Raw genomic sequence first — 19,884 nt, 5'->3', positions numbered from 1 at the left:
AAAAGGAGGTTTATATGAGGCAAATACATGGAGCAATTTATATTTACATAACAATGTTTTTCGTGGCGGTATCCTATGGATTGGGGCACGTGTATTCGCATCCTATACTAACTTTTTTAAGCGGAGCATGTATGGCGTTTGCGCTTCTTGTCCACCTTTTCTCAGTTTGGATCGTGAAATTTCAATTAAATATTAGTGAAATAGAAGAAGGCACTTTTTGAGTGGCCTTCTTTTTTTAATAATATTTTGGAAGTTCTTGTAGCAATTTTTCAATTTCGCATTCTGTTTCTTCACATATAGAAAGCTTGCGCAGTCTGAAAAATAAGCTGCGTAAGAAAGATTTTATATTTCCGTATAGAAACTCGTATGATTCAATATGTAATGTTTGTTTTTGAACGGGTAATTGAGCTACTAAATCACGAAGGGCTAATATGAGTGCTTCTTCCTTTAAGCCATTTTGTAGCATTGCGACAATCGGATAAACGATACGTTCATCTTCTTCATATTTGTAATAGATGGAATGAACACAAACTTTGTTTAATAAAGTTTGTAATATTTCTTGGTAATATAAAGTTTCCAGTTTAGGACTATTCACAAGCGCCTCAAATGTATCAGAAGCATGAGCGATACTATGTGCCCAGCCGTGTTTTTGCACATATCCCCGGAAATCATGTTCGTTGTTCATATATAGAATTAGTTGATCTTTTACATTTGAAATATCAGTCTGTGATAAGAAATTATGATTTGTATCAGCATCAATAATGAGGGCAATTAATAATGTTGTAAATGCTCGGGTAAATACCGCATCTTCATCATCTGAATGAATCTTATACAATAAATATTTTTCACCGATGCTTTCTAATAATAGTTTCTGTAATTGTGTGTGTGAAAGATATTCCTTCTTGATGAGATGAAAAAAAGTAGAGTAGATGAGTTTGTCCCTTAAATAGCTATCAGTATCGCCAATTTGCTCAAGCATATTGGAACTTAAAGAATCAATGTTAAGTGTGTTATCCAGTATGTAATTATTATTACGAATTTCTTCTAACTGTTGTTGTAACATATAAACCTCTATTTTAGAAAATTCTGTATTTTAATAGTATAATAGAAGGAAGAAATAGACAATAAATAAGTGCATTTGAATGGAGGGGCATGATGAAGAGAGCGTTATTCTTTTTCATTAGTATTTTCTTTTTAGGAAGCTGCTCGATTTGGTATTTTACTTTTTCTAGCGAGAGCAAAAGTTGGACTGGACAATATAAAGGGCATATTAAGGATGACAGTGAAGATGGAATGTTTACGTTTCAATATAAGGGCGGGGATGGAAAGACAAAATTTAAAAACTTAGAGATTGCTATTAATGGAGCCTTTAGTACAATGACACAAACGTCAGAAGTTCATAGAGGAGCAAAGGTTGAAATGAAGTCTTCTTGTGTAAGTTGCGCGCCTATCTCTAAAGATGAACCTATAGAAGTTGTGATTAAATGGGATGATAAGTATGAGGAGAAGATGGTGTTAAATTTGAAATAGCCTAGAGTAAGGAGTTAAAAATGAATAGGCATATGAAAATTGTTATGTTTTTAAGTGTATTTCTAGTCGTATTATCAGCGTGTGATACAAAACAAGTAACGGTAAAAGAAGTACCTAAAGAAGGGTATATCATATTAAGAAATGACACGATGTTTTTTGCCGATGATAAAACGGTTGAAACAAAAGTAGAGTTGCAACATTATATAGAACAACAAATGAATAAAGAGCATCCAGCACATATAGTCTTGAGCTTTAAGGACAAAGACGCATATAAACAGTTAAAAACAGGGGATAAAATAAAAGTATGGTTTTCTCAAATACTTGAAAGTTATCCAGCAAAAATGATTGTAGAGAAATTTGAAATAATAGGGAAATAGAAAAAGGCAGCACTCCCGCTGCCTTTTTCTATTATTTTACAAATTGTAACTCTTTCGGGAATTTCGTTAAAATTTCTGATCCGTCTTTTGTGATGTAAATATCATCTTCAATACGAACGCCACCTACGTTTGGTACGTAAATACCAGGTTCGATTGTGAAGACCATACCTTCTTTTAATGGAGACTCGTTACCAGCTTTTACATCTGGATATTCGTGTACGCTAATTCCAAGTCCATGACCAAGTCGGTGTGGGAAGAAGTCTCCGTAACCTGCATCTGCGATAACAGAACGAGCAGCGTTGTCGATTGCGCCAAGTGTAACACCTGGTTTACATGCTTCAACTGCTTGTAGTTGTCCAGCAAGTACAGTGTTGTAAATACGAGTTTGTTCTTCAGAAATCTCGCCGAATGCCACTGTACGTGTAATATCAGAGCAATAACCGTCAATGATTACGCCTAAATCAAATAGTACGAAATCACCGCGTTTCATTTTGTTTGCGCCAGGAATACCGTGTGGAAGAGCTGAGTTCGCACCTGCTAATACCATCGTATCAAATGACATTTTATGTATGCCTTTTGTTTTTAATTCGTGTTCAATAATTGCTAATACTTCTAGTTCACTACGATCTTCTTTAATTGCATTTACACCAACTTCAACAGCATAGTCCGCCATTTTAGCTGCTTCGCGTAAAATAGAAAGTTCTTTTTCATCTTTAATTAAACGAAGTTCGCGAACTTTCTCCTCAGCTGATTTGAAAGCTGCATTTGGGAATAATTTCGTTAATTCTTCGTAGCGCTCTACGTTTAAATGTTCTTTTTCAATTGCAACTGCATTTGCATTGATGCCGCGGTCTTTAATTGCTTTTGCAATCATATCCCATGGTCTGTCAGTATCAGTAAATCCGATAATTTCATGTGCCCAGCCAGCGTTACGTGCTTGACCTTCTTCCATTTTAGGGCAAATTAAAATAGGTTCTTTTTCTTGGAATACAAACATACCAAGTAATCTTTCGTGTGGGTCACAGTGGAAGTTTGTCATGTAGAAGACGTTTGGTGTAGAAGTTAAGAACGCAGCTTCTACGTTTTTTTCTTTTAGCCATTGCATTAAATTTTCTAATCTAGCATTCATCGATTGGCACCCCCGAGATATTTAATTACAAATATAACTTTAACTCGGAAGAAAGCGTTATGACAAGTAAATAGATGTTAGAAAAGACAGGGAATTGAAAAATCATGTAGAATACAAAGTGAGAATGTGAACAGGGGAGGAATGTAATAATGAAAGTATCTTATCATGGACATTCAGTTGTGAAAATTGAGGCGAATGGAAAAGTTATTTTAATTGACCCGTTTTTAACAGGTAATCCGAAAACAGATTTAAAAACTGAAGATGTAAAAGTGGATGCAATTCTTTTATCGCATGGACACGGTGATCATGTTGGAGATACAGTAGAACTTGCGAAGAAAAATAATGCAGTTGTTGTAGCGCCATTTGAACTAGCAACATTTTTAAGTTGGCAAGGTGTAAATACACACCCGATGCATATTGGTGGTTCACATGAATTTGACTTCGGAAAAGTGAAGTTTACACAAGCATTCCACGGCTCTAGTTATATTGATGAAGAAAATAAGACGATTACATATACAGGTATGCCAGCAGGTATTTTATTTACAGCAGAAGAGAAAACTGTATACCACGCAGGAGATACTGCACTATTCTCTGATATGAAGTTAATTGGGGAATTAAATAAAGTTGATCTAGCATTTTTACCAATTGGTGATAATTTCACAATGGGGCCAGAAGATGCTGTACTAGCGGCAAAATGGATTAATGCGAAAACTGTTGTACCGATGCATTACAATACGTTCCCAGTTATTGAACAAGATCCATATCAATTTGTAGAAAAGCTACAAAATTGTACAGGGAAAGTATTAGAAGCTGGAGAAAGTATTACACTATAGAAAAGAAACCCTTCATTTGAAAAGAAAAGTGAAGGGTTTTTTACGTGTGTAGGACAGCTTTTAATGCTTGTATTTGTTTTGGTGATTCTTCTCTTTTGGTACGTGGTTGTTTAGGTGTTTCATTCAATTCCATTGCAACTTTTTTCCCATCTACGAAAGCTAAAAATACAGCACCTACAACCTCTAAAAGTTTTTTCATCATGTGTTCGCTCCTTTGTTTTATTTCTTGTCTTAATTGTATAGGCAATTAAGTGGGCGAACTATCGAATGAGATGACAATAGCATTACATTGTTGTAATAGAATGACTGGTGGAATGTAAGCGTCATTTTGTTATAAAAAAAATAGTACAGGTATGCAAAGAGAGAGTGTAACAGTTTTGAAAATATAGTATACTAAAAGTACAACACATGAAGAATTTAGGGAAAAGAAAGTATGGTGAAACCATTTGGCTACCAAGCATAACCAAATTTTAGAACATATTAATAGCCTGCCAGTAGGCCATAAAATTTCTGTAAGACAAATTGCGAAAGATTTGAGTGTAAGTGAAGGGACCGCTTACCGTGCAATTAAAGATGCAGAAAATAAAGGATATGTTAGTACAATTGAACGTGTCGGAACAATTCGAATTGAACAAAAGAAGAAAGAGAATATCGAAAAACTGACATATGCAGAAGTCGTTAACATTGTCGACGGTCAAGTACTTGGAGGCAGAGAAGGACTACATAAAACATTAAATAAATTCGTAATCGGAGCTATGAAATTAGAAGCGATGATGCGCTATACAGAAGCTGGGAATTTACTCATTATTGGTAACCGTACCAATGCACATGAATTAGCGCTAGAAACTGGAGCCGCTGTATTAATTACGGGCGGATTTGATACGGAAGATCATGTGAAGAAATTAGCAGACGAATTAAAGCTGCCGATCATTTCAAGTAGCTACGATACATTTACGGTCGCAACGTTAATTAATCGTGCAATTTATGACCAACTTATTAAGAAAGAAATTGTACTCGTTGAAGATATTTTAACGCCAATTGAAGAAACGTTATATTTAAAGCCGAGTGATACAGTACAGCAATGGCATGCATATAACGAAGAGACAATGCACGGAAGATATCCAATTGTCGATGAAAGTAACAAAGTACTAGGAATCGTAACTTCAAAAGATATGATCGGAGTAGCGAAAGAAACACCAATTGATAAAGTAATGACAAAACACCCAATTACAGTGAACGGTAAAATGTCTGTCGCAGCTGCGGCACGTATGATGGTGTGGGAAGGAATTGAATTACTTCCTGTCGTTGAGGAAGGAAACAAACTGCAAGGTATTATTAGCCGTCAAGATGTACTTCAGGCACTGCAAATGATTCAACGTCAGCCACAAGTTGGAGAAACCATTGATGATATTGTAACGAATCAATTTATGACACCAAAAGAAGCGAAGAATGAGCATCTATATCAATTTTCGGTGACGCCGCAAATGACGAACTCAATCGGGACGTTATCGTACGGTGTATTTGCAACAATTGTGACAGAAGCGACAAATCGCGTCATTCGTGCGCAAAAGAAAAGTGATTTAATTGTTGAAAACTTAACGATTTATTTCGTAAAGCCGGTTCAAATTGATAATGTTGTATCTGTTCATCCGAAAGTATTAGAAATTGGACGTAAATTTGGTAAGGTCGATGTAGAGGTGCATCATGAAGGTAATGTTGTTGGAAAAGCATTACTTATGGTTCAGTTAATCGATAAATAAAAAGATGGAACAAATCGTTTTGATTTGTTCCATCTTTTTTTGTTGTTTTAAATTTGAAAGGCATGATTTTAGATGGGAGTTTTAGTGAAATATGTATGGGATGGAGTGGAAAAGTAATGTGAGAAAAGACGGAATAATAATTCAATTCAGTTGTATATTGTGTTATGATTATATTGTAAGAAAATGGAATCGCGAGAGGTGGTATGCATTATGTCGTCAGCCGTACTCTTTTTTTGTAGTATCGCACTATTTTACTTTCTTGTAATGATACCGATTCAATATTTATATTTACAAGGTTTACATGAAAAAAAGGAAAAGACAGGATTATCTCAGCGAGAGCTATATGAAAAAATGTCTTTTGGAGAAGAACAATTACATTTTCACGTACAAGGGAACCCATTTAATATACCATCTGCGTTTGTTGCGTATATGATTTTGAAAGTTAAGGGACGTAAAAAAGCATCACAATATTGATGCTTTTTTACGTTGCTTCATAGACTTCAGCTTCTTTAACTGCTAATGGCAAGAAATGTTTGTATTGGCGAAACCCGTTAAATACACTTGCACTACCAAATAGAACGAATAAAACACCAACGATAATACGAGCGGTTGAAAGTTCTAAAAAGAATTGGTTTATCCCGAAAAATAAAACGAATGAACCGAGTGCCATTGCGGATTTTCCTGAGAGCCAACCTTTCTCCATTGGGCGGTTTGTACGAAAGTACTTTGTTTTGTAAAAGAGGTACAACATAAATGAGACGATAATACAGAAGACTAATACTGGCATAATGAACACTCCCATCGCTTTGTGAAAAATAATAGAAAAGAAAAAGAAATATCTAAACTTTCTAACTTTTATTATAAAGCAATTGTTCGCATGTATGAAATACTTTCCGTTATAATGGAGGATAAAGTGAAGAAGTTGATTAAAAAGGAGATTATACATATGCATGAGCAAATTTTAGGAGCAATTAAAGAGTTTGATACAATTATTATTCATCGCCACGTGCGTCCGGATCCAGATGCGTTAGGTTCACAGGGTGGTCTTGGTACAATTCTACAAGAATCGTTTCCAGAGAAAAATATTTATACGGTTGGGTATAATGAGCCGTCACTAGCATACTTACGAGTAATGGATGATATTGAAGATAGTGTATACGAAAATGCGCTTGTTATTGTTTGTGATACTGCGAATCAAGAACGTGTTGACGATCAACGCTATACAAAAGGGAAGATGTTAATTAAAATTGATCATCATCCAAATGAAGATCCGTATGGAGATATTACGTGGGTAGATACGACAGCGAGTTCTACAAGTGAAATGATTTATGAGTTTTATAACTATGGAAAAGATAAAGGATTAAAAATAACAAAAGAAGCAGCCCGCCTTATTTTAGCAGGAATTGTTGGAGATACAGGTCGTTTCTTATTCCCGAATACGACAGCAAAAACACTTCGTTACGTAAGTGAGCTTGTTGACATGGGTGTGAAATTCACAGATTTATACAATGAGATGTATAAGACAAAAGAAAAAATTGCTCGTTTAAACGGTTATATTTTACAAAACTTTACGATGGTAGAAGAAGGAGCAGCTTACATTAAATTAACGAAAGAAGTATTAGAAGAGTTTGATGTACTTCCTTCTGAAGCATCTGGTGTTGTTGGAGCGCTTGGCAATATTGATGGATTAAAGGCGTGGGTTCTATTTTTAGAGGAAGACGACGTAATTCGTGTTCGTCTTCGTTCAAAAGGACCAGTTATAAACAAATTAGCAATGCAATATAACGGCGGGGGGCATCCGATGGCTTCTGGTGCGAAGGCATCTTCTTGGGAAGAAGCGGATCGTCTTTTTGCTGATTTACGTGAGATTTGTAAATAAGAGACTATATGTTAGAACGAAAAGAAGGAGCGGCGCTAAAGCCCTCCTTCTTTATTTTTCTTTCTCTATAGTAATGCTAATTTCAAGCACTGTATCAAAAGATATTGTATCGACTTTAAAACGGTATAGCCGATCGTAATGTTTGTACGTTTTATTTTCGATTACCTTTTTAAGTAGGTCTTTATTTTTTGCGATACTTTGAATGTTTTTCGTTAAAAGATGTTGGAGGTCATTATGGATAGATGTAGTCATATTTTCGAGTGTGAGATTGTCTAAATCGTATTTTTCTCGATTGATAAGTTTTATTTTAATCTCTTGAATGGTTAAGAGCCGTTTATTTTCAGTGTTCAATTTTTCTTGATCTTCGAGAAGGACGTGGAGCTTTGCTTCTTGTTTTTCTATAATTTCTCTTTGTTCTGCTATTTTACTAGCTTGTTCTTCTTGAAAAACACCGTATATGTACAAAAAAATAAACCAGCTCAACACGCCTCCAACAGCAGCCCCAGCTAATACTAAGTACCATCTTTTTGCTGTATTGGCACTTGGTACTCTCATACATGTTCCTGCGTTAGCCATTTAATAATAATGAGACCTGTTTGCATACCACCAGTTGCGAAAAAAATAAGGAGAATTTGCTTTACGATATCTTTCATATCTCCGCCAAAGAAACTTCTTTCAAAGCTATAAAAGGTATCGAATGTTCCGCCGATTGCTGCAACGAGTGCCCAAATTCTTAAGTTTTGGGCGAATTGATTAATGTAAGTTAGAGCTGGTTTTCCGATAAGAAACGCACCAAATCCACCAATTAATGAACCGCCAAGTATAACCCCAAAGGCAATAAAATAACTAATAATAAGCAGAGAGAAAAAAGTATGTTCTCTTACATCCATCGTCATTCCCCTTTCTTCTTCATATATATGGACAAAGTATAAGAAGTATGTTTTGATTTCCGCTTTCCTCATCACCTATAATAAAAGTAGTCAAATAGGTAAAGAGAGGGTACAACAGTGAAGTTTGTGCATTTACAATGTCAAACCGTTTTTAGTTTATTAAAAAGTGCTTGTAAAATTGATGAGCTTGTAGTCAGGGCGAAAGAACTCGGTTTTTCATCGCTGGCTATTACGGATGAAAATGTTATGTATGGCGTTATTCCGTTTTATAAAGCATGTAAGAAACATGGTATACAGCCCGTTATTGGATTAACCGCTTCTATTTTTAGTGAAGAAGAAGAAAGGTCTTATCCGCTTGTATTACTTGCTGAGAATGAAATAGGCTACCAAAATTTATTAAAGATTTCTAGCAGTATTATGACAAAGTCCAAAGAAGGTATTCCTAAGAAGTGGCTTGCGCATTATGCGAAAGGATTAATTGCAATTTCACCAGGTAAAGATGGCGAAATTGAGCAATTATTACTAGAAGACAATGAGAGTCAGGCTGAAGAAGTAGCTCGCACGTATCAAAATATGTTTGGCCATTTTTATATGAGTTTGCAGCATCATGCGATTCAAGATGAGTTGCTTTTACAAGAGAAACTACCTGAATTTATTAGTAGGGTTAATATTCCAGTCGTTGCAACAAACGATGTGCGCTATATCAATCAAAGTGACGCGCTTGTTCACGAATGTTTACTATCTGTTGAAAGTGGAACGAAAATGACTGATCCAGATAGGCCGAGGCTGAAAACAGATCAGTATTATTTAAAGTCATCGGATGAAATGGAAGCACTATTTTCCCATGCGCCGGAAGCAATCCAAAATACAATAAAAATTGCAGAGCGTTGCCAAGTAGAAATACCGTTCCATGTAAATCAACTTCCGAAGTTTCCTGTTCCGTCTAATGAAACGAGTGATATATACTTGCGTCGTGTTTGTGAAGAAGGTTTGCGGAAACGATATGGTGAACCGAAAGAAGTGCATATAAAGCGTTTGGATCATGAATTAAATGTTATTTCTCGTATGGGATTTAGTGATTATTTCCTCATCGTATGGGATTTTATGAAGTATGCACATGAAAATCATATTCTAACAGGACCAGGTCGTGGATCGGCAGCTGGTTCACTCGTTTCATACGTATTAGAAATTACAGATATTGATCCAATTGAATACGATCTATTATTTGAAAGGTTTTTAAATCCTGAACGTGTGACGCTTCCCGATATTGATATTGATTTTCCAGACGTAAGACGTGATGAGATGATTCGCTATGTGAAAGATAAATACGGTCAGCTCCGTGTTGCGCAAATTGTAACGTTTGGTACGCTTGCAGCAAAAGCGGCAATTAGAGACATTGCCCGCGTAATGGGGCTTCCGCCGCGAGATATTGATATATTTTCAAAACTTATTCCATCAAAGCTTGGTATAACGTTAAAAGATGCATATGAAGAATCACAATCACTTCGTGAGTTTATACAAGGGAATCTTCTGCATGAGCGTGTATTTGAAATCGCAAAACGTGTAGAAGGTTTACCACGTCATACGTCTATTCATGCGGCTGGTGTTATTATGAGTCAAGAACCGCTAACAGGAAGTGTAGCAATTCAAGAAGGACATAACGATGTTTATGTTACGCAATATCCAGCCGATGCGCTAGAAGAACTTGGTTTGCTTAAGATGGACTTTTTAGGATTACGTAATTTAACGTTACTTGAAAATATTATAAAATTTATCGCGAACAAAACAGGGAAAGAAATCGATATAAGAAACTTACCTCTTCAAGATGAAAAGACGTTCCAATTATTAGGGAGAGGGGATACAACAGGTGTATTCCAGCTTGAGTCGGGTGGTATGCGAAATGTACTTCGCGGGTTAAAACCGAATGAGTTTGAAGATATCGTAGCTGTTAACTCGTTATACAGACCAGGACCGATGGAACAGATACCGACTTTTATTGAATCGAAACATGGAAAAAGAAAAATTGAATATTTACATCCGGATTTAAAGCCAATTTTAGAAAGAACATACGGCGTCATTGTATACCAAGAACAAATTATGCAAATTGCATCGAAGTTAGCTGGTTTTTCGCTCGGAGAAGCAGATTTACTGCGCCGTGCGGTGAGTAAAAAAAATCGTGATATTTTAGATCAGGAACGTAAGCATTTCGTCCAAGGATGTTTGCGAAATGGTTATGATGAGACATCCGCAGAGAAAATTTATGATTTAATTGTAAGATTTGCGAATTACGGTTTTAACCGAAGTCACGCTGTAGCTTACAGTATGATCGGATATCAGCTTGCCTATTTGAAAGCGAATTATACGCTGGAATTTATGACGGCATTATTATCAAGCGCAATTGGAAATGAAGATAAGATTGTACAGTATATACGAGAAACGAAGCGGAAAGGTTTTCACGTTTTGCCACCGTCTCTTCAGAGGAGTGGCTACAACTTCCAAATAGAAGGGAATGCGATACGTTACAGTTTACTTTCGATCCGAAATATTGGAATGGCTACAGTGACGGCATTATTAGAAGAACGAGAGGAAAAAATGTTCGAAGATTTATTTGAATTTTGTCTTCGTATGCCGTCAAAGTTCGTAACGGAGCGTAATTTAGAAGCTTTCGTCTGGTCGGGATGTTTTGACGATTTTGGTGTTTCGAGAACGAATTTATGGAAAAGTATTAAAGGGGCGTTAGAGTACGCGAATCTCGCACGTGATTTAGGAGATGCTGTTCCAAAATCAAAATATGTACAAGGAGAAGAGTTATCTTTTATTGAACAACTAAATAAAGAGAAGGAAGCGCTTGGCTTTTATTTATCAAGTTATCCGACAGCGCAATATGTGAAGTTAGCAAAAGAATTAGAAATTCCATCTCTCGCTCAGGCGATGCGACACAAGAAAAAAGTACAAAGAGCTATTGTGTATATAACAAGTGTGAGAGTGATTCGTACGAAAAAGTTTCAAAAGATGGCATTTATTACATTCTGTGATCAAAATGATGAAATGGAAGCGGTCCTCTTCCCGGAAACGTATATACATTTCTCGGATAAGTTGCAAGAAGGAGCAATTGTTTTAGTTGACGGTACGATTGAGCTAAGAAATCATAAGCTGCAATGGATTGTAAATGGACTATATCCGCTAGAGGAAATGGATGTTTATGAAGAAAAGAAAGACGCATCTGTTTACGTGAAATTGCCGTCTCAGTATGAGAAAAAGCTTTTAAATCAGGTTACGAAAATATTGTTCGACTATTCAGGTTTTGCGAAAGTACTAATTTATTATGAAAAGGAACATAAAATGGTACAATTATCTCGGAGTTTATCGATTCATCCAAGTGAAGAATGTTTAGGAGCACTTCGTGAAATTGTCGGGGAAGAAAATGTAGTTGTGAAAATATAATGGACAATTTCCCTACACTTCGATTATTATAGTAGTAGTGTTCGTGGTCAGACCACTTGGAGAAATTGATATCAGCAAGAATAATTTGAGGAGAGTGGATAGTTTGTCAACACTTCGTGAAGAAGCACTTCACATGCATAAAGTGCATCAAGGAAAATTAGAAACTGTATCAAAAGTAAAAGTAGAAAATGCAAAAGATTTAAGTCTTGCATATTCTCCAGGGGTTGCAGAACCTTGTAAAGAAATTTATGACGATAAAAGTAAGGTATATGAATATACGATGAAGGGAAATATGGTAGCAGTTGTGACAGATGGAACAGCTGTACTTGGTCTTGGTAACATTGGACCTGAAGCATCTCTTCCAGTAATGGAAGGTAAAGCTGTATTATTCAAGAGCTTTGCTGGTGTAGATGCATTCCCAATTGCCTTAAATACAAACGATGTAGATAAAATTGTTGAAACTGTAAAATTAATGGAGCCAACTTTTGGCGGCGTTAACTTAGAAGATATCGCAGCACCAAACTGCTTCATTATTGAAGAGCGTTTGAAAAAAGAAACAAATATTCCTATCTTCCATGATGACCAACACGGAACAGCTATTGTAACAGTAGCAGGTCTTGTAAATGCACTGAAATTAGTTGGAAAGAAAATGTCTGACATTAAAGTTGTCGCAAATGGCGCAGGTGCAGCAGGTATTGCAATTATTAAACTTTTATATCGCTATGGTGTACGCGACATTATTATGTGTGACCGTAAAGGCGCAATCTATGATGGTCGTCCTACAGGTATGAATCCGGTGAAGGATGAAGTTGCAAAATATACAAATAAGAATCGTATAGAAGGTTCTTTAGCTGATGTTGTACAAGGTGCGGACGTATTCATTGGTGTATCTGCAGAAGGTGCATTAACAGAAGAGATGGTTCGTACAATGAATGACGATGCGATTATTTTTGCAATGGCGAATCCAGTTCCAGAAATTATGCCAGAATTGGCAAAAGCAGCGGGCGCAGCTGTTGTTGGAACAGGTCGTTCTGACTTCCCGAACCAAGTAAATAATGTACTGGCGTTCCCTGGTATTTTCCGCGGTGCACTTGACGTACATGCGACACAAATTAACGAAGAAATGAAGATGGCAGCTGTACAGGCTATTGCTGAGCTTGTAGCAGAAGATGAGTTAAATGCAGACTATATCATTCCGGCACCATTTGACGCGCGTGTAGCGCCTCAAGTAGCGGCTTACGTTGCAAAAGCAGCAATGGAGACAGGAGTAGCTCGCCGTCAAGTAGATCCAAATGAGATCGCTGAAAAAACAAAACAATTAGCGCTGATTGGTAAAGAATAAGCGAGGAATTTCCATTGACATCATCAAATACAAAAGTATATCTCGAAATTGTAAAAAAAATCCGTTCCATTATGGAAGAGGATGGTTTGGTGGCGGGGGATCGTTTGCCGTCTGAGCGTGAGTTAAGTTCACGCTTAAACGTAGGACGTTCCTCTGTAAGAGAAGCATTGCGTGCTTTAGAACTGGTAGGATTGATTGAAACGAGACGTGGTGAAGGGACGTTTATTCGAAACTTTTATGATAACGGTCTTGTACAATTAATTGCCCCGTTCTTATTGCAAGATGAGAAAACAATTCGTGATTTATTACAAACGAAACGATTACTTGAGAAAGATATGATTCGAATTGTATGTAATTTACCGAAAGAAACGTTTTCTAAAGTACTAAGTAGATTACACCAAGTACTTGAAGGAAATGAAAGCTCAGTCCCAACGCTTCATCAAACGTTCTTTAAAACACTTATTGAACAAGTCGATAATTATTTACTATATCGCATTTGGATGATCGTAAATGATTACGTAGCAACTCTTTCTTGTAAAGTTTCAAGAGATTCTATCGATATGTATAGAAAGCTTTATGCTACTTTGGAAGAAAAACAAGAAAATGATGCACTAAAAATTTACGATGAATTAGTAGAGAATATACAGTTTCACTCGTAATGTATAAAATTTGTCGAAATGACCATGACACGTTATGACAAACATTCTACCGCTTAGCGGTTAAAGTTAAACGTAAAGAGTGAGGTTATTAGACAGATTGAGAAGATAAGGCTAACATCAAACTTTGGTGTTAGCCCCATTTTCTTCTTACGCTAACCTTAGCTCTCAACGAAGGGGGTCAAATTGTGCTAAGAGATTTATTCGTGAAAAAGAAAAAGTACGCTGCAATACCTTCAGAACAAGTACGAAAAGATGTACCAGATGGCGTTATGACAAAATGTCCGGAATGTAAAAAAATCATGTATACGAAAGAACTTCTAAAAAATTTAAAAGTATGTGTGAATTGTGGATATCATCATCCTATGAATGCATGGGAACGTCTTGATAGTATATTGGACGAAGGGTCATTCCGTGAGTATGACAAAGAAATGGTTTCATTAAATCCACTCGAGTTTCCAGGTTATGAAGAGAAACTAGAGAGCGATCGTAAGAAGACTGAATTGAACGAAGCGGTTGTAACTGGTGAAGGAACAATTGATGACATGCTTGTTGTTGTTGCAGTAATGGATTCTCGTTTTCGAATGGGGAGCATGGGCTCTGTAGTAGGAGAAAAAATCGCCCGTGCGGTTGAAAAGGCGTACGACTTACAAGTTCCATTTATTATCTTTACTGCTTCGGGTGGTGCCCGTATGCAAGAAGGTATATTAAGTTTAATGCAAATGGCAAAAACAAGCGTAGCTTTGAAAAAGCATAGTAATGCAGGAGGATTATTTATTTCTGTTATGACTCACCCAACGACGGGCGGGGTTTCAGCGAGTTTCGCTTCACTTGGTGATTATAATCTTGCAGAACCAGGTGCACTTATCGGATTTGCTGGTAGACGTGTAATTGAACAAACGGTGCGTGAGAAACTACCAGAAGATTTCCAAACGGCAGAATTCTTACTAGATCATGGTCAATTAGATGCGGTGGTGCATCGTGATGATATGAGAGAATCACTTCGCAAGATTTTAGAAGTTCATCAAGGAGGGGAAATGGCTGTATGGCAGAGCTAGAATTTGAAAAACCAGTTGTTGAGCTAAGAAATAAGATTCGTGAACTGAAAGACTATACGAAAAACAGCCAGATGGACTTCAGTGAGGAGATTCGTATTTTGGAAGAAAAGCTAGAAAATTTAGAGGAAGATATATACGGCAATCTGAAAGTATGGGACCGTGTTCAAATTGCTCGTCATGCTGAACGACCGACAACGCTCGATTATATTGAGCACTTATTTACTGATTTTTTCGAATGTCATGGAGATCGTCTATTTGGCGATGATGCAGCGATTGTCGGCGGCATTGCGAAATATAAAGGGATGCCTGTAACTGTAATTGGGCATCAGCGCGGAAAAGATACGAAAGAAAATATTCGCCGTAACTTTGGAATGCCTCATCCAGAAGGATATCGAAAAGCATTACGTTTAATGAAGCAGGCGGAAAAGTTCAATCGTCCTATTATTTGTTTTATTGATACGAAAGGAGCTTATCCTGGTAAAGCTGCTGAAGAACGTGGTCAAAGTGAAGCTATCGCCCGCAATTTATTTGAAATGGCAGGTTTAACGGTACCTGTTATTTGTATCGTTATCGGCGAAGGTGGTAGTGGTGGTGCGCTAGGCCTTGGAGTTGGAGATTACATTCATATGCTAGAAAATTCCACTTATTCTGTTATTACACCAGAGGGTGCAGCGGCAATTCTTTGGAAAGATTCAGGGAAAGCAAAGGAAGCTGCAGAGGCAATGAAAATTACAGCAGCAGATTTGAAAGAATTAGGTGTAATTGACGAAATTATTCCAGAAGCAAGAGGCGGAGCTCACCGTAATATTTTGAAACAGTCAGAAAATATAGACTTAATGATTCGAAAAACTTTTGAACAATTAAACGGAATTTCGAAAGATGAATTAATCGAAAAACGTTATGAAAAATATATGAAAATTGGGCAAGTTTCGTTTTCAAACGCTTCCATTTGGATAAAATAAGAAAAGCGTGCGTTCCACTTCGCGAATGCACGTTTTTATTATGAAAAGACACATCTTCTCCATTGTATTTTTATATTTTTTCGTGTTATTTTATTATAAGGCAAATAATCTTTATGAGGTGAGTACAAATGAAACGTATTGGTGTATTAACAAGTGGTGGAGATTCACCTGGTATGAATGCTGCCATTCGTGCAGTTGTTCGTAAAGCGATTTTCCATGATATTGAAGTATATGGTATTTACCATGGATACGCTGGATTAATTTCTGGTCACATTGAAAAATTAGAACTTGGTTCTGTTGGCGATATTATCCACCGCGGTGGTACAAAATTATATACAGCAAGATGTCCTGAGTTTAAAGATCCAGAAGTACGACTAAAAGGTATCGAGCAATTAAAGAAACACGGTATCGAAGGACTTGTTGTTATTGGTGGAGATGGTTCTTACCAAGGCGCTAAAAAATTAACTGAACAAGGATTCCCATGTGTTGGTGTACCAGGTACAATCGACAATGATATCCCTGGAACAGACTTCACAATTGGTTTCGATACAGCTTTAAACACTGTTATTGATGCAATTGATAAAATTCGTGACACAGCTACATCTCATGAACGTACATATGTTATCGAAGTAATGGGACGTCACGCTGGTGATATTGCATTATGGGCTGGTTTAGCTGATGGTGCGGAAACAATCTTAATTCCAGAAGAAGAGTATGACATGGATGATGTTATCGCTCGTCTGAAGCGTGGTAGTGAACGTGGTAAAAAACACAGTATTATCGTTGTAGCTGAAGGTGTTGGAAGTGCAATTGACATCGGTAAGCACATTGAAGAAGCAACAAACTTTGATACTCGTGTAACTGTATTAGGTCACGTACAACGTGGTGGATCACCAAGTGCACAAGACCGTGTATTAGCAAGTCGTCTTGGCGCAAGAGCAGTTGAATTGTTAATTGCTGGTAAAGGCGGACGTTGTGTAGGTATTCAAGATAACAAACTTGTTGATCATGACATTATCGAAGCGTTAGCTCAAAAGCATACAATCGATAAAGATATGTATCAATTATCTAAAGAATTATCCATCTAATCGGCGTAATGTCAGATATTTGGGAACGGTTTCATAATTTTCGGAGGTGCAATATGCGTAAAACTAAAATTGTATGTACTATAGGTCCTGCTAGTGAAAGTATTGAAAAATTAGAGCAATTAATCGAAGCAGGTATGAACGTTGCTCGTTTAAACTTCTCTCATGGTAGCCATGAAGAGCACGGAGCTCGTATTAAAAACATTCGTGAAGCTTCAAAGAAAACTGGTAAAACAGTTGGTATCTTACTTGATACAAAAGGTCCAGAAATCCGTACTCACGACTTCGTAGACGGACAAGCTGAGCTTGTAACAGGTGCAGAAGTAGTTCTTTCTACTGAGCAAGTATTAGGTACTGCAGAGAAGTTCTCTGTATCTTATGCTGGTCTTTATGACGATGTAGACCCAGGTTCTCGTATTCTAATCGATGACGGTCTTATCGAACTAGAAGTAATCGAAAAAGCTGATGGAAACATCCGTACAAAAGTTCTTAACAGCGGAACTGTAAAAAATAAAAAAGGTGTTAACGTACCAAACGTAAGCATTAAGCTTCCTGGTATCACTGAAAAAGACGTAAAAGATATCATCTTCGGTATCGAGCAAAAAGTTGATTTCATTGCAGCTTCATTCGTACGTAAAGCGTCTGACGTATTAGAAATCCGTGAATTATTAGAAGAGCATAACGCTCAATATATCCAAATCGTACCAAAAATCGAAAACCAAGAAGGTATCGACAACATCGATTCAATCTTAGAAGTTTCTGACGGTTTAATGGTAGCTCGTGGTGACATGGGTGTAGAAATTCCACCAGAAGAAGTACCGTTAGTACAAAAACGTCTAATTAAAAAATGTAACGTGTTAGGTAAACCAGTTATTACTGCAACACAAATGTTAGATTCTATGCAACGTAACCCACGTCCAACTCGTGCGGAAGCAAGTGACGTAGCTAATGCAATCTTCGATGGTACAGATGCAATCATGCTTTCAGGTGAAACAGCTGCTGGACAATACCCAGTAGAAGCAGTAACAATGATGGCTAACATTGCGGTACGTGTTGAAAAATCATTACAATATGAAGATATGTTCAAAAAACGTATTAAAGAGTTCACTCCAACAATTACAGATGCAATTAGCCAATCTGTTGCACATACAGCACTTGCTCTTGATGTAGCTGCAATCGTAGCTCCAACAGAAAGTGGATATACTGCGAAAATGATCTCTAAATACCGTCCAAAATCTCCAATCGTAGCTGTAACATCTGACGAGCAAGTAGGACGTCGTCTTGCACTTGTTTGGGGTGTACAAGCATTTATGGCTGAGAAGCGCGCAGCTTCAACTGACGAAATGTTAGATACAGCAATTCAAACAGGTATGGATGCAGGCCTAATCGGACTTGGAGATACTGTAGTGATTACTGCTGGTGTTCCAGTTGCTGAAACTGGTACAACAAACTTAATGAAAATCCACGTTGTTGGTGAAGAAATTGCTAAAGGACAAGGAATCGGTCGTAAAGCTGCAAAAGGTAAAGTAGTTGTAGCAAAAACAGCTGCTGAAGCTGTAGCGAACGTAAACGAAGGTGATATCCTTGTTACAACAAGCACTGATAAAGATATGATTCCTGCAATCGAAAAAGCTGCAGCTTTAGTTGTAGAAGAAGGTGGCTTAACAAGCCATGCAGCTGTTGTAGGTGTATCAATCGGTATTCCTGTTATCGTTGGTGTAAACGGCGTAACAGCAACTTTAAAAAATGGCCAAGAAGTAACAGTTGATGCAGCACGCGGAATTGTTTATAATGGACATGCGGAAGTGCTATAAGTAATACGGAGAGAAGGATCGGAGTCCTTCTCTTTTTTTTTACACAAAAACGAGATAAAATTAGCTTAAAGCGCCTAGAATTGCTTTTAAAAGCTGTTTGTTATGGGTTTTAATATGAAAGGGTATCTATATTTCATATGATGTATATAGGCATTGTGAGGGCGTTAAAAGTGAGATGTGAGAGAGGTGTAGAACTATGAAGTGGTTACTATTCTTGTTTATTTTAATACCGGCGATTGAGATTACGGTCTTAATTGGATCAAGTCATGTAATAGGTTTATGGTCTACGTTCGCTATGATTGTATTTACAGGTGTTGTAGGTGTGTATTTGGCGAAAAGACAAGGGTTTAAAGTGCTTGGAGAGATTCAATCTAAGTTGAATAGAGGGGAAATGCCAGGTGAGGCGGTACTAGATGGTATTTTTGTATTTGTAGGAGGTATTCTCTTAGTGCTTCCTGGGTATGTGACAGATATGCTAGGGTTTATCTGCGTGATCCCTATTACGAGAGCTTTATTGAAGCCGCTTGTTATGAAGTGGATGGAATGGAAATTTAGAAAGAATTCTACTATTATTATTCAGAAATAGCACTTAGATTGTAGAAATCTAAGTGCTATTTTTTTGTCTTGTAAAAGGAGAGGAACTTGCTGATTGAAGCTTTGTTTTACCGCGCTATTTGTGGGGTGGAATTTCTATCTCAAAGCTGGGCTGCTCGTAAGTGTCTGATGTGGGGCGAATGATGAGTGGGGATGAACAAAACGTTCGCTTATTATATTTGCTATATAATTTTCGTTTGAACTCTTGTGTGTACTTCGATTAAACTTGTGATTTTTTAGTGCTATTAATTTAGATGAATAAGATGGAGGGAAACACTGCTAAATTAAAGTTTTGTTTTCTTATATAGAGGAACGATTGGTGTAAAAAATTCATATAAAAAGGCGGAGATTGTTAGTTGAAGTCTTATTTTATGCTATTTTGTATATTTATTCATTTACATAAAAAGTAATAAATGTAAATGATAATTATAAAATAAATAGAATAAATATGTAAAAACACCACGGAATATGCGTTTTTCATGCAAAAAAACAAGAGAATTATCTTTTTTGAGTGCAATTCTCTTGTTTTAT

21 protein-coding genes are annotated in these 19,884 nt (G+C 36.9%); 15 read left to right on the top strand and 6 right to left on the bottom strand.

What is annotated here, in order from left to right:
- The first annotated feature begins 14 nt into the window (after positions 1–14).
- Positions 15–221 carry a hypothetical protein gene (locus GD442_RS22650; protein ID WP_001248908.1) on the top strand — a complete coding sequence of 69 codons (207 nt, stop codon included), beginning with the start codon at positions 15–17 and terminating at the stop codon, positions 219–221.
- Between the two features lie 14 nt (positions 222–235).
- Here the strand turns inward: GD442_RS22650 and GD442_RS22645 are convergent, their stop codons facing one another.
- Positions 236–1,063, bottom strand: a complete 828-nt coding sequence (locus GD442_RS22645) for a DUF2785 domain-containing protein (protein ID WP_086402150.1) — start codon at positions 1,061–1,063, stop codon at positions 236–238.
- 92 nt (positions 1,064–1,155) lie between these two features.
- Here GD442_RS22645 and GD442_RS22640 point away from each other — a divergent pair, with 92 nt between their 5' ends.
- A complete protein-coding gene (locus tag GD442_RS22640; RefSeq protein WP_140348569.1) occupies positions 1,156–1,530 on the top strand; it encodes a hypothetical protein in 375 nt (124 codons plus the stop codon).
- Between the two features lie 20 nt (positions 1,531–1,550).
- Positions 1,551–1,907 (top strand): DUF3221 domain-containing protein, encoded by a 357-nt coding sequence (locus tag GD442_RS22635; RefSeq protein ID WP_086402149.1) that lies wholly within the window; start codon positions 1,551–1,553, stop codon positions 1,905–1,907.
- A gap of 31 nt (positions 1,908–1,938) precedes the next feature.
- Here the strand turns inward: GD442_RS22635 and pepQ are convergent, their stop codons facing one another.
- The gene (gene pepQ, locus GD442_RS22630; RefSeq protein WP_086402148.1) at positions 1,939–3,036 is read right to left on the bottom strand and encodes a Xaa-Pro dipeptidase; all 1,098 of its coding nucleotides are present in this window, start codon (positions 3,034–3,036) and stop codon (positions 1,939–1,941) included.
- Between the two features lie 149 nt (positions 3,037–3,185).
- Here pepQ and GD442_RS22625 point away from each other — a divergent pair, with 149 nt between their 5' ends.
- Positions 3,186–3,869, top strand: coding sequence for a metal-dependent hydrolase (locus tag GD442_RS22625; RefSeq protein WP_000868927.1), 684 nt, complete (start codon positions 3,186–3,188; stop codon positions 3,867–3,869).
- A 40-nt stretch (positions 3,870–3,909) separates the two neighbouring features.
- Here the strand turns inward: GD442_RS22625 and GD442_RS27895 are convergent, their stop codons facing one another.
- Entirely contained in the window at positions 3,910–4,071 is a 162-nt protein-coding gene (locus tag GD442_RS27895) for a hypothetical protein (RefSeq protein ID WP_086402147.1), read from the bottom strand.
- A 244-nt stretch (positions 4,072–4,315) separates the two neighbouring features.
- Between GD442_RS27895 and GD442_RS22620 the strand changes: the two genes are divergently transcribed.
- Positions 4,316–5,629, top strand: a complete 1,314-nt coding sequence (locus GD442_RS22620) for a CBS domain-containing protein (protein WP_000201572.1) — start codon at positions 4,316–4,318, stop codon at positions 5,627–5,629.
- Between the two features lie 210 nt (positions 5,630–5,839).
- On the top strand, positions 5,840–6,103 hold the full coding sequence (locus GD442_RS22615) for a DUF3949 domain-containing protein (RefSeq protein ID WP_137396698.1): 264 nt from the start codon (positions 5,840–5,842) through the stop codon (positions 6,101–6,103).
- 7 nt (positions 6,104–6,110) lie between these two features.
- Here GD442_RS22615 and GD442_RS22610 read toward each other — a convergent pair whose 3' ends face one another.
- Positions 6,111–6,416, bottom strand: coding sequence for a YtpI family protein (locus tag GD442_RS22610; RefSeq protein ID WP_001144776.1), 306 nt, complete (start codon positions 6,414–6,416; stop codon positions 6,111–6,113).
- A gap of 159 nt (positions 6,417–6,575) precedes the next feature.
- On the opposite strand from GD442_RS22610, the gene GD442_RS22605 reads away from it, so the two are divergent.
- Entirely contained in the window at positions 6,576–7,508 is a 933-nt protein-coding gene (locus GD442_RS22605; protein WP_000545136.1) for a DHH family phosphoesterase, read from the top strand.
- A 51-nt stretch (positions 7,509–7,559) separates the two neighbouring features.
- On the opposite strand, the gene ytrI is transcribed toward GD442_RS22605, so the two are convergent.
- On the bottom strand, positions 7,560–8,063 hold the full coding sequence (gene ytrI, locus GD442_RS22600) for a sporulation membrane protein YtrI (protein WP_001265736.1): 504 nt from the start codon (positions 8,061–8,063) through the stop codon (positions 7,560–7,562).
- Entirely contained in the window at positions 8,060–8,473 is a 414-nt protein-coding gene (locus GD442_RS22595) for a YtrH family sporulation protein (RefSeq protein ID WP_002005839.1), read from the bottom strand. The genes ytrI and GD442_RS22595 overlap by 4 nt, the downstream gene beginning before the upstream one ends.
- Before the next feature lie 42 nt (positions 8,474–8,515).
- Here GD442_RS22595 and dnaE point away from each other — a divergent pair, with 42 nt between their 5' ends.
- The 8 genes from dnaE (at position 8,516) to GD442_RS22555 (ending at position 19,345) form a co-directional block, all read left to right on the top strand.
- Positions 8,516–11,842 carry a DNA polymerase III subunit alpha gene (gene dnaE / locus GD442_RS22590; RefSeq protein WP_000673727.1) on the top strand — a complete coding sequence of 1,109 codons (3,327 nt, stop codon included), beginning with the start codon at positions 8,516–8,518 and terminating at the stop codon, positions 11,840–11,842.
- 133 nt (positions 11,843–11,975) lie between these two features.
- The gene (gene ystJ, locus GD442_RS22585) at positions 11,976–13,184 is read left to right on the top strand and encodes an NADP-dependent malic enzyme (RefSeq protein WP_161508111.1); all 1,209 of its coding nucleotides are present in this window, start codon (positions 11,976–11,978) and stop codon (positions 13,182–13,184) included.
- A gap of 14 nt (positions 13,185–13,198) precedes the next feature.
- The gene (locus tag GD442_RS22580; protein WP_000204448.1) at positions 13,199–13,843 is read left to right on the top strand and encodes a FadR/GntR family transcriptional regulator; all 645 of its coding nucleotides are present in this window, start codon (positions 13,199–13,201) and stop codon (positions 13,841–13,843) included.
- A 185-nt stretch (positions 13,844–14,028) separates the two neighbouring features.
- Positions 14,029–14,898, top strand: a complete 870-nt coding sequence (accD, locus tag GD442_RS22575) for an acetyl-CoA carboxylase, carboxyltransferase subunit beta (protein ID WP_000942856.1) — start codon at positions 14,029–14,031, stop codon at positions 14,896–14,898.
- Positions 14,886–15,860 (top strand): acetyl-CoA carboxylase carboxyl transferase subunit alpha, encoded by a 975-nt coding sequence (accA, locus tag GD442_RS22570; RefSeq protein ID WP_000818810.1) that lies wholly within the window; start codon positions 14,886–14,888, stop codon positions 15,858–15,860. Before accD ends, accA begins: the two co-directional genes overlap by 13 nt.
- Before the next feature lie 128 nt (positions 15,861–15,988).
- Positions 15,989–16,948, top strand: a complete 960-nt coding sequence (gene pfkA, locus GD442_RS22565) for a 6-phosphofructokinase (RefSeq protein WP_000821157.1) — start codon at positions 15,989–15,991, stop codon at positions 16,946–16,948.
- 53 nt (positions 16,949–17,001) lie between these two features.
- Positions 17,002–18,759, top strand: a complete 1,758-nt coding sequence (gene pyk / locus GD442_RS22560; protein WP_001232673.1) for a pyruvate kinase — start codon at positions 17,002–17,004, stop codon at positions 18,757–18,759.
- Positions 18,760–18,955: 196 nt separating this feature from the next.
- Positions 18,956–19,345, top strand: a complete 390-nt coding sequence (locus GD442_RS22555; protein WP_000871628.1) for an FxsA family protein — start codon at positions 18,956–18,958, stop codon at positions 19,343–19,345.
- Positions 19,346–19,884: the final 539 nt, after the last annotated feature.

Source organism: Bacillus sp. A260, from assembly GCF_009861435.1.
Classification (GTDB): Bacteria; Bacillota; Bacilli; order Bacillales; family Bacillaceae_G; genus Bacillus_A; species Bacillus_A cereus.
This window is presented reverse-complemented; position numbering and strand designations above follow the sequence as displayed.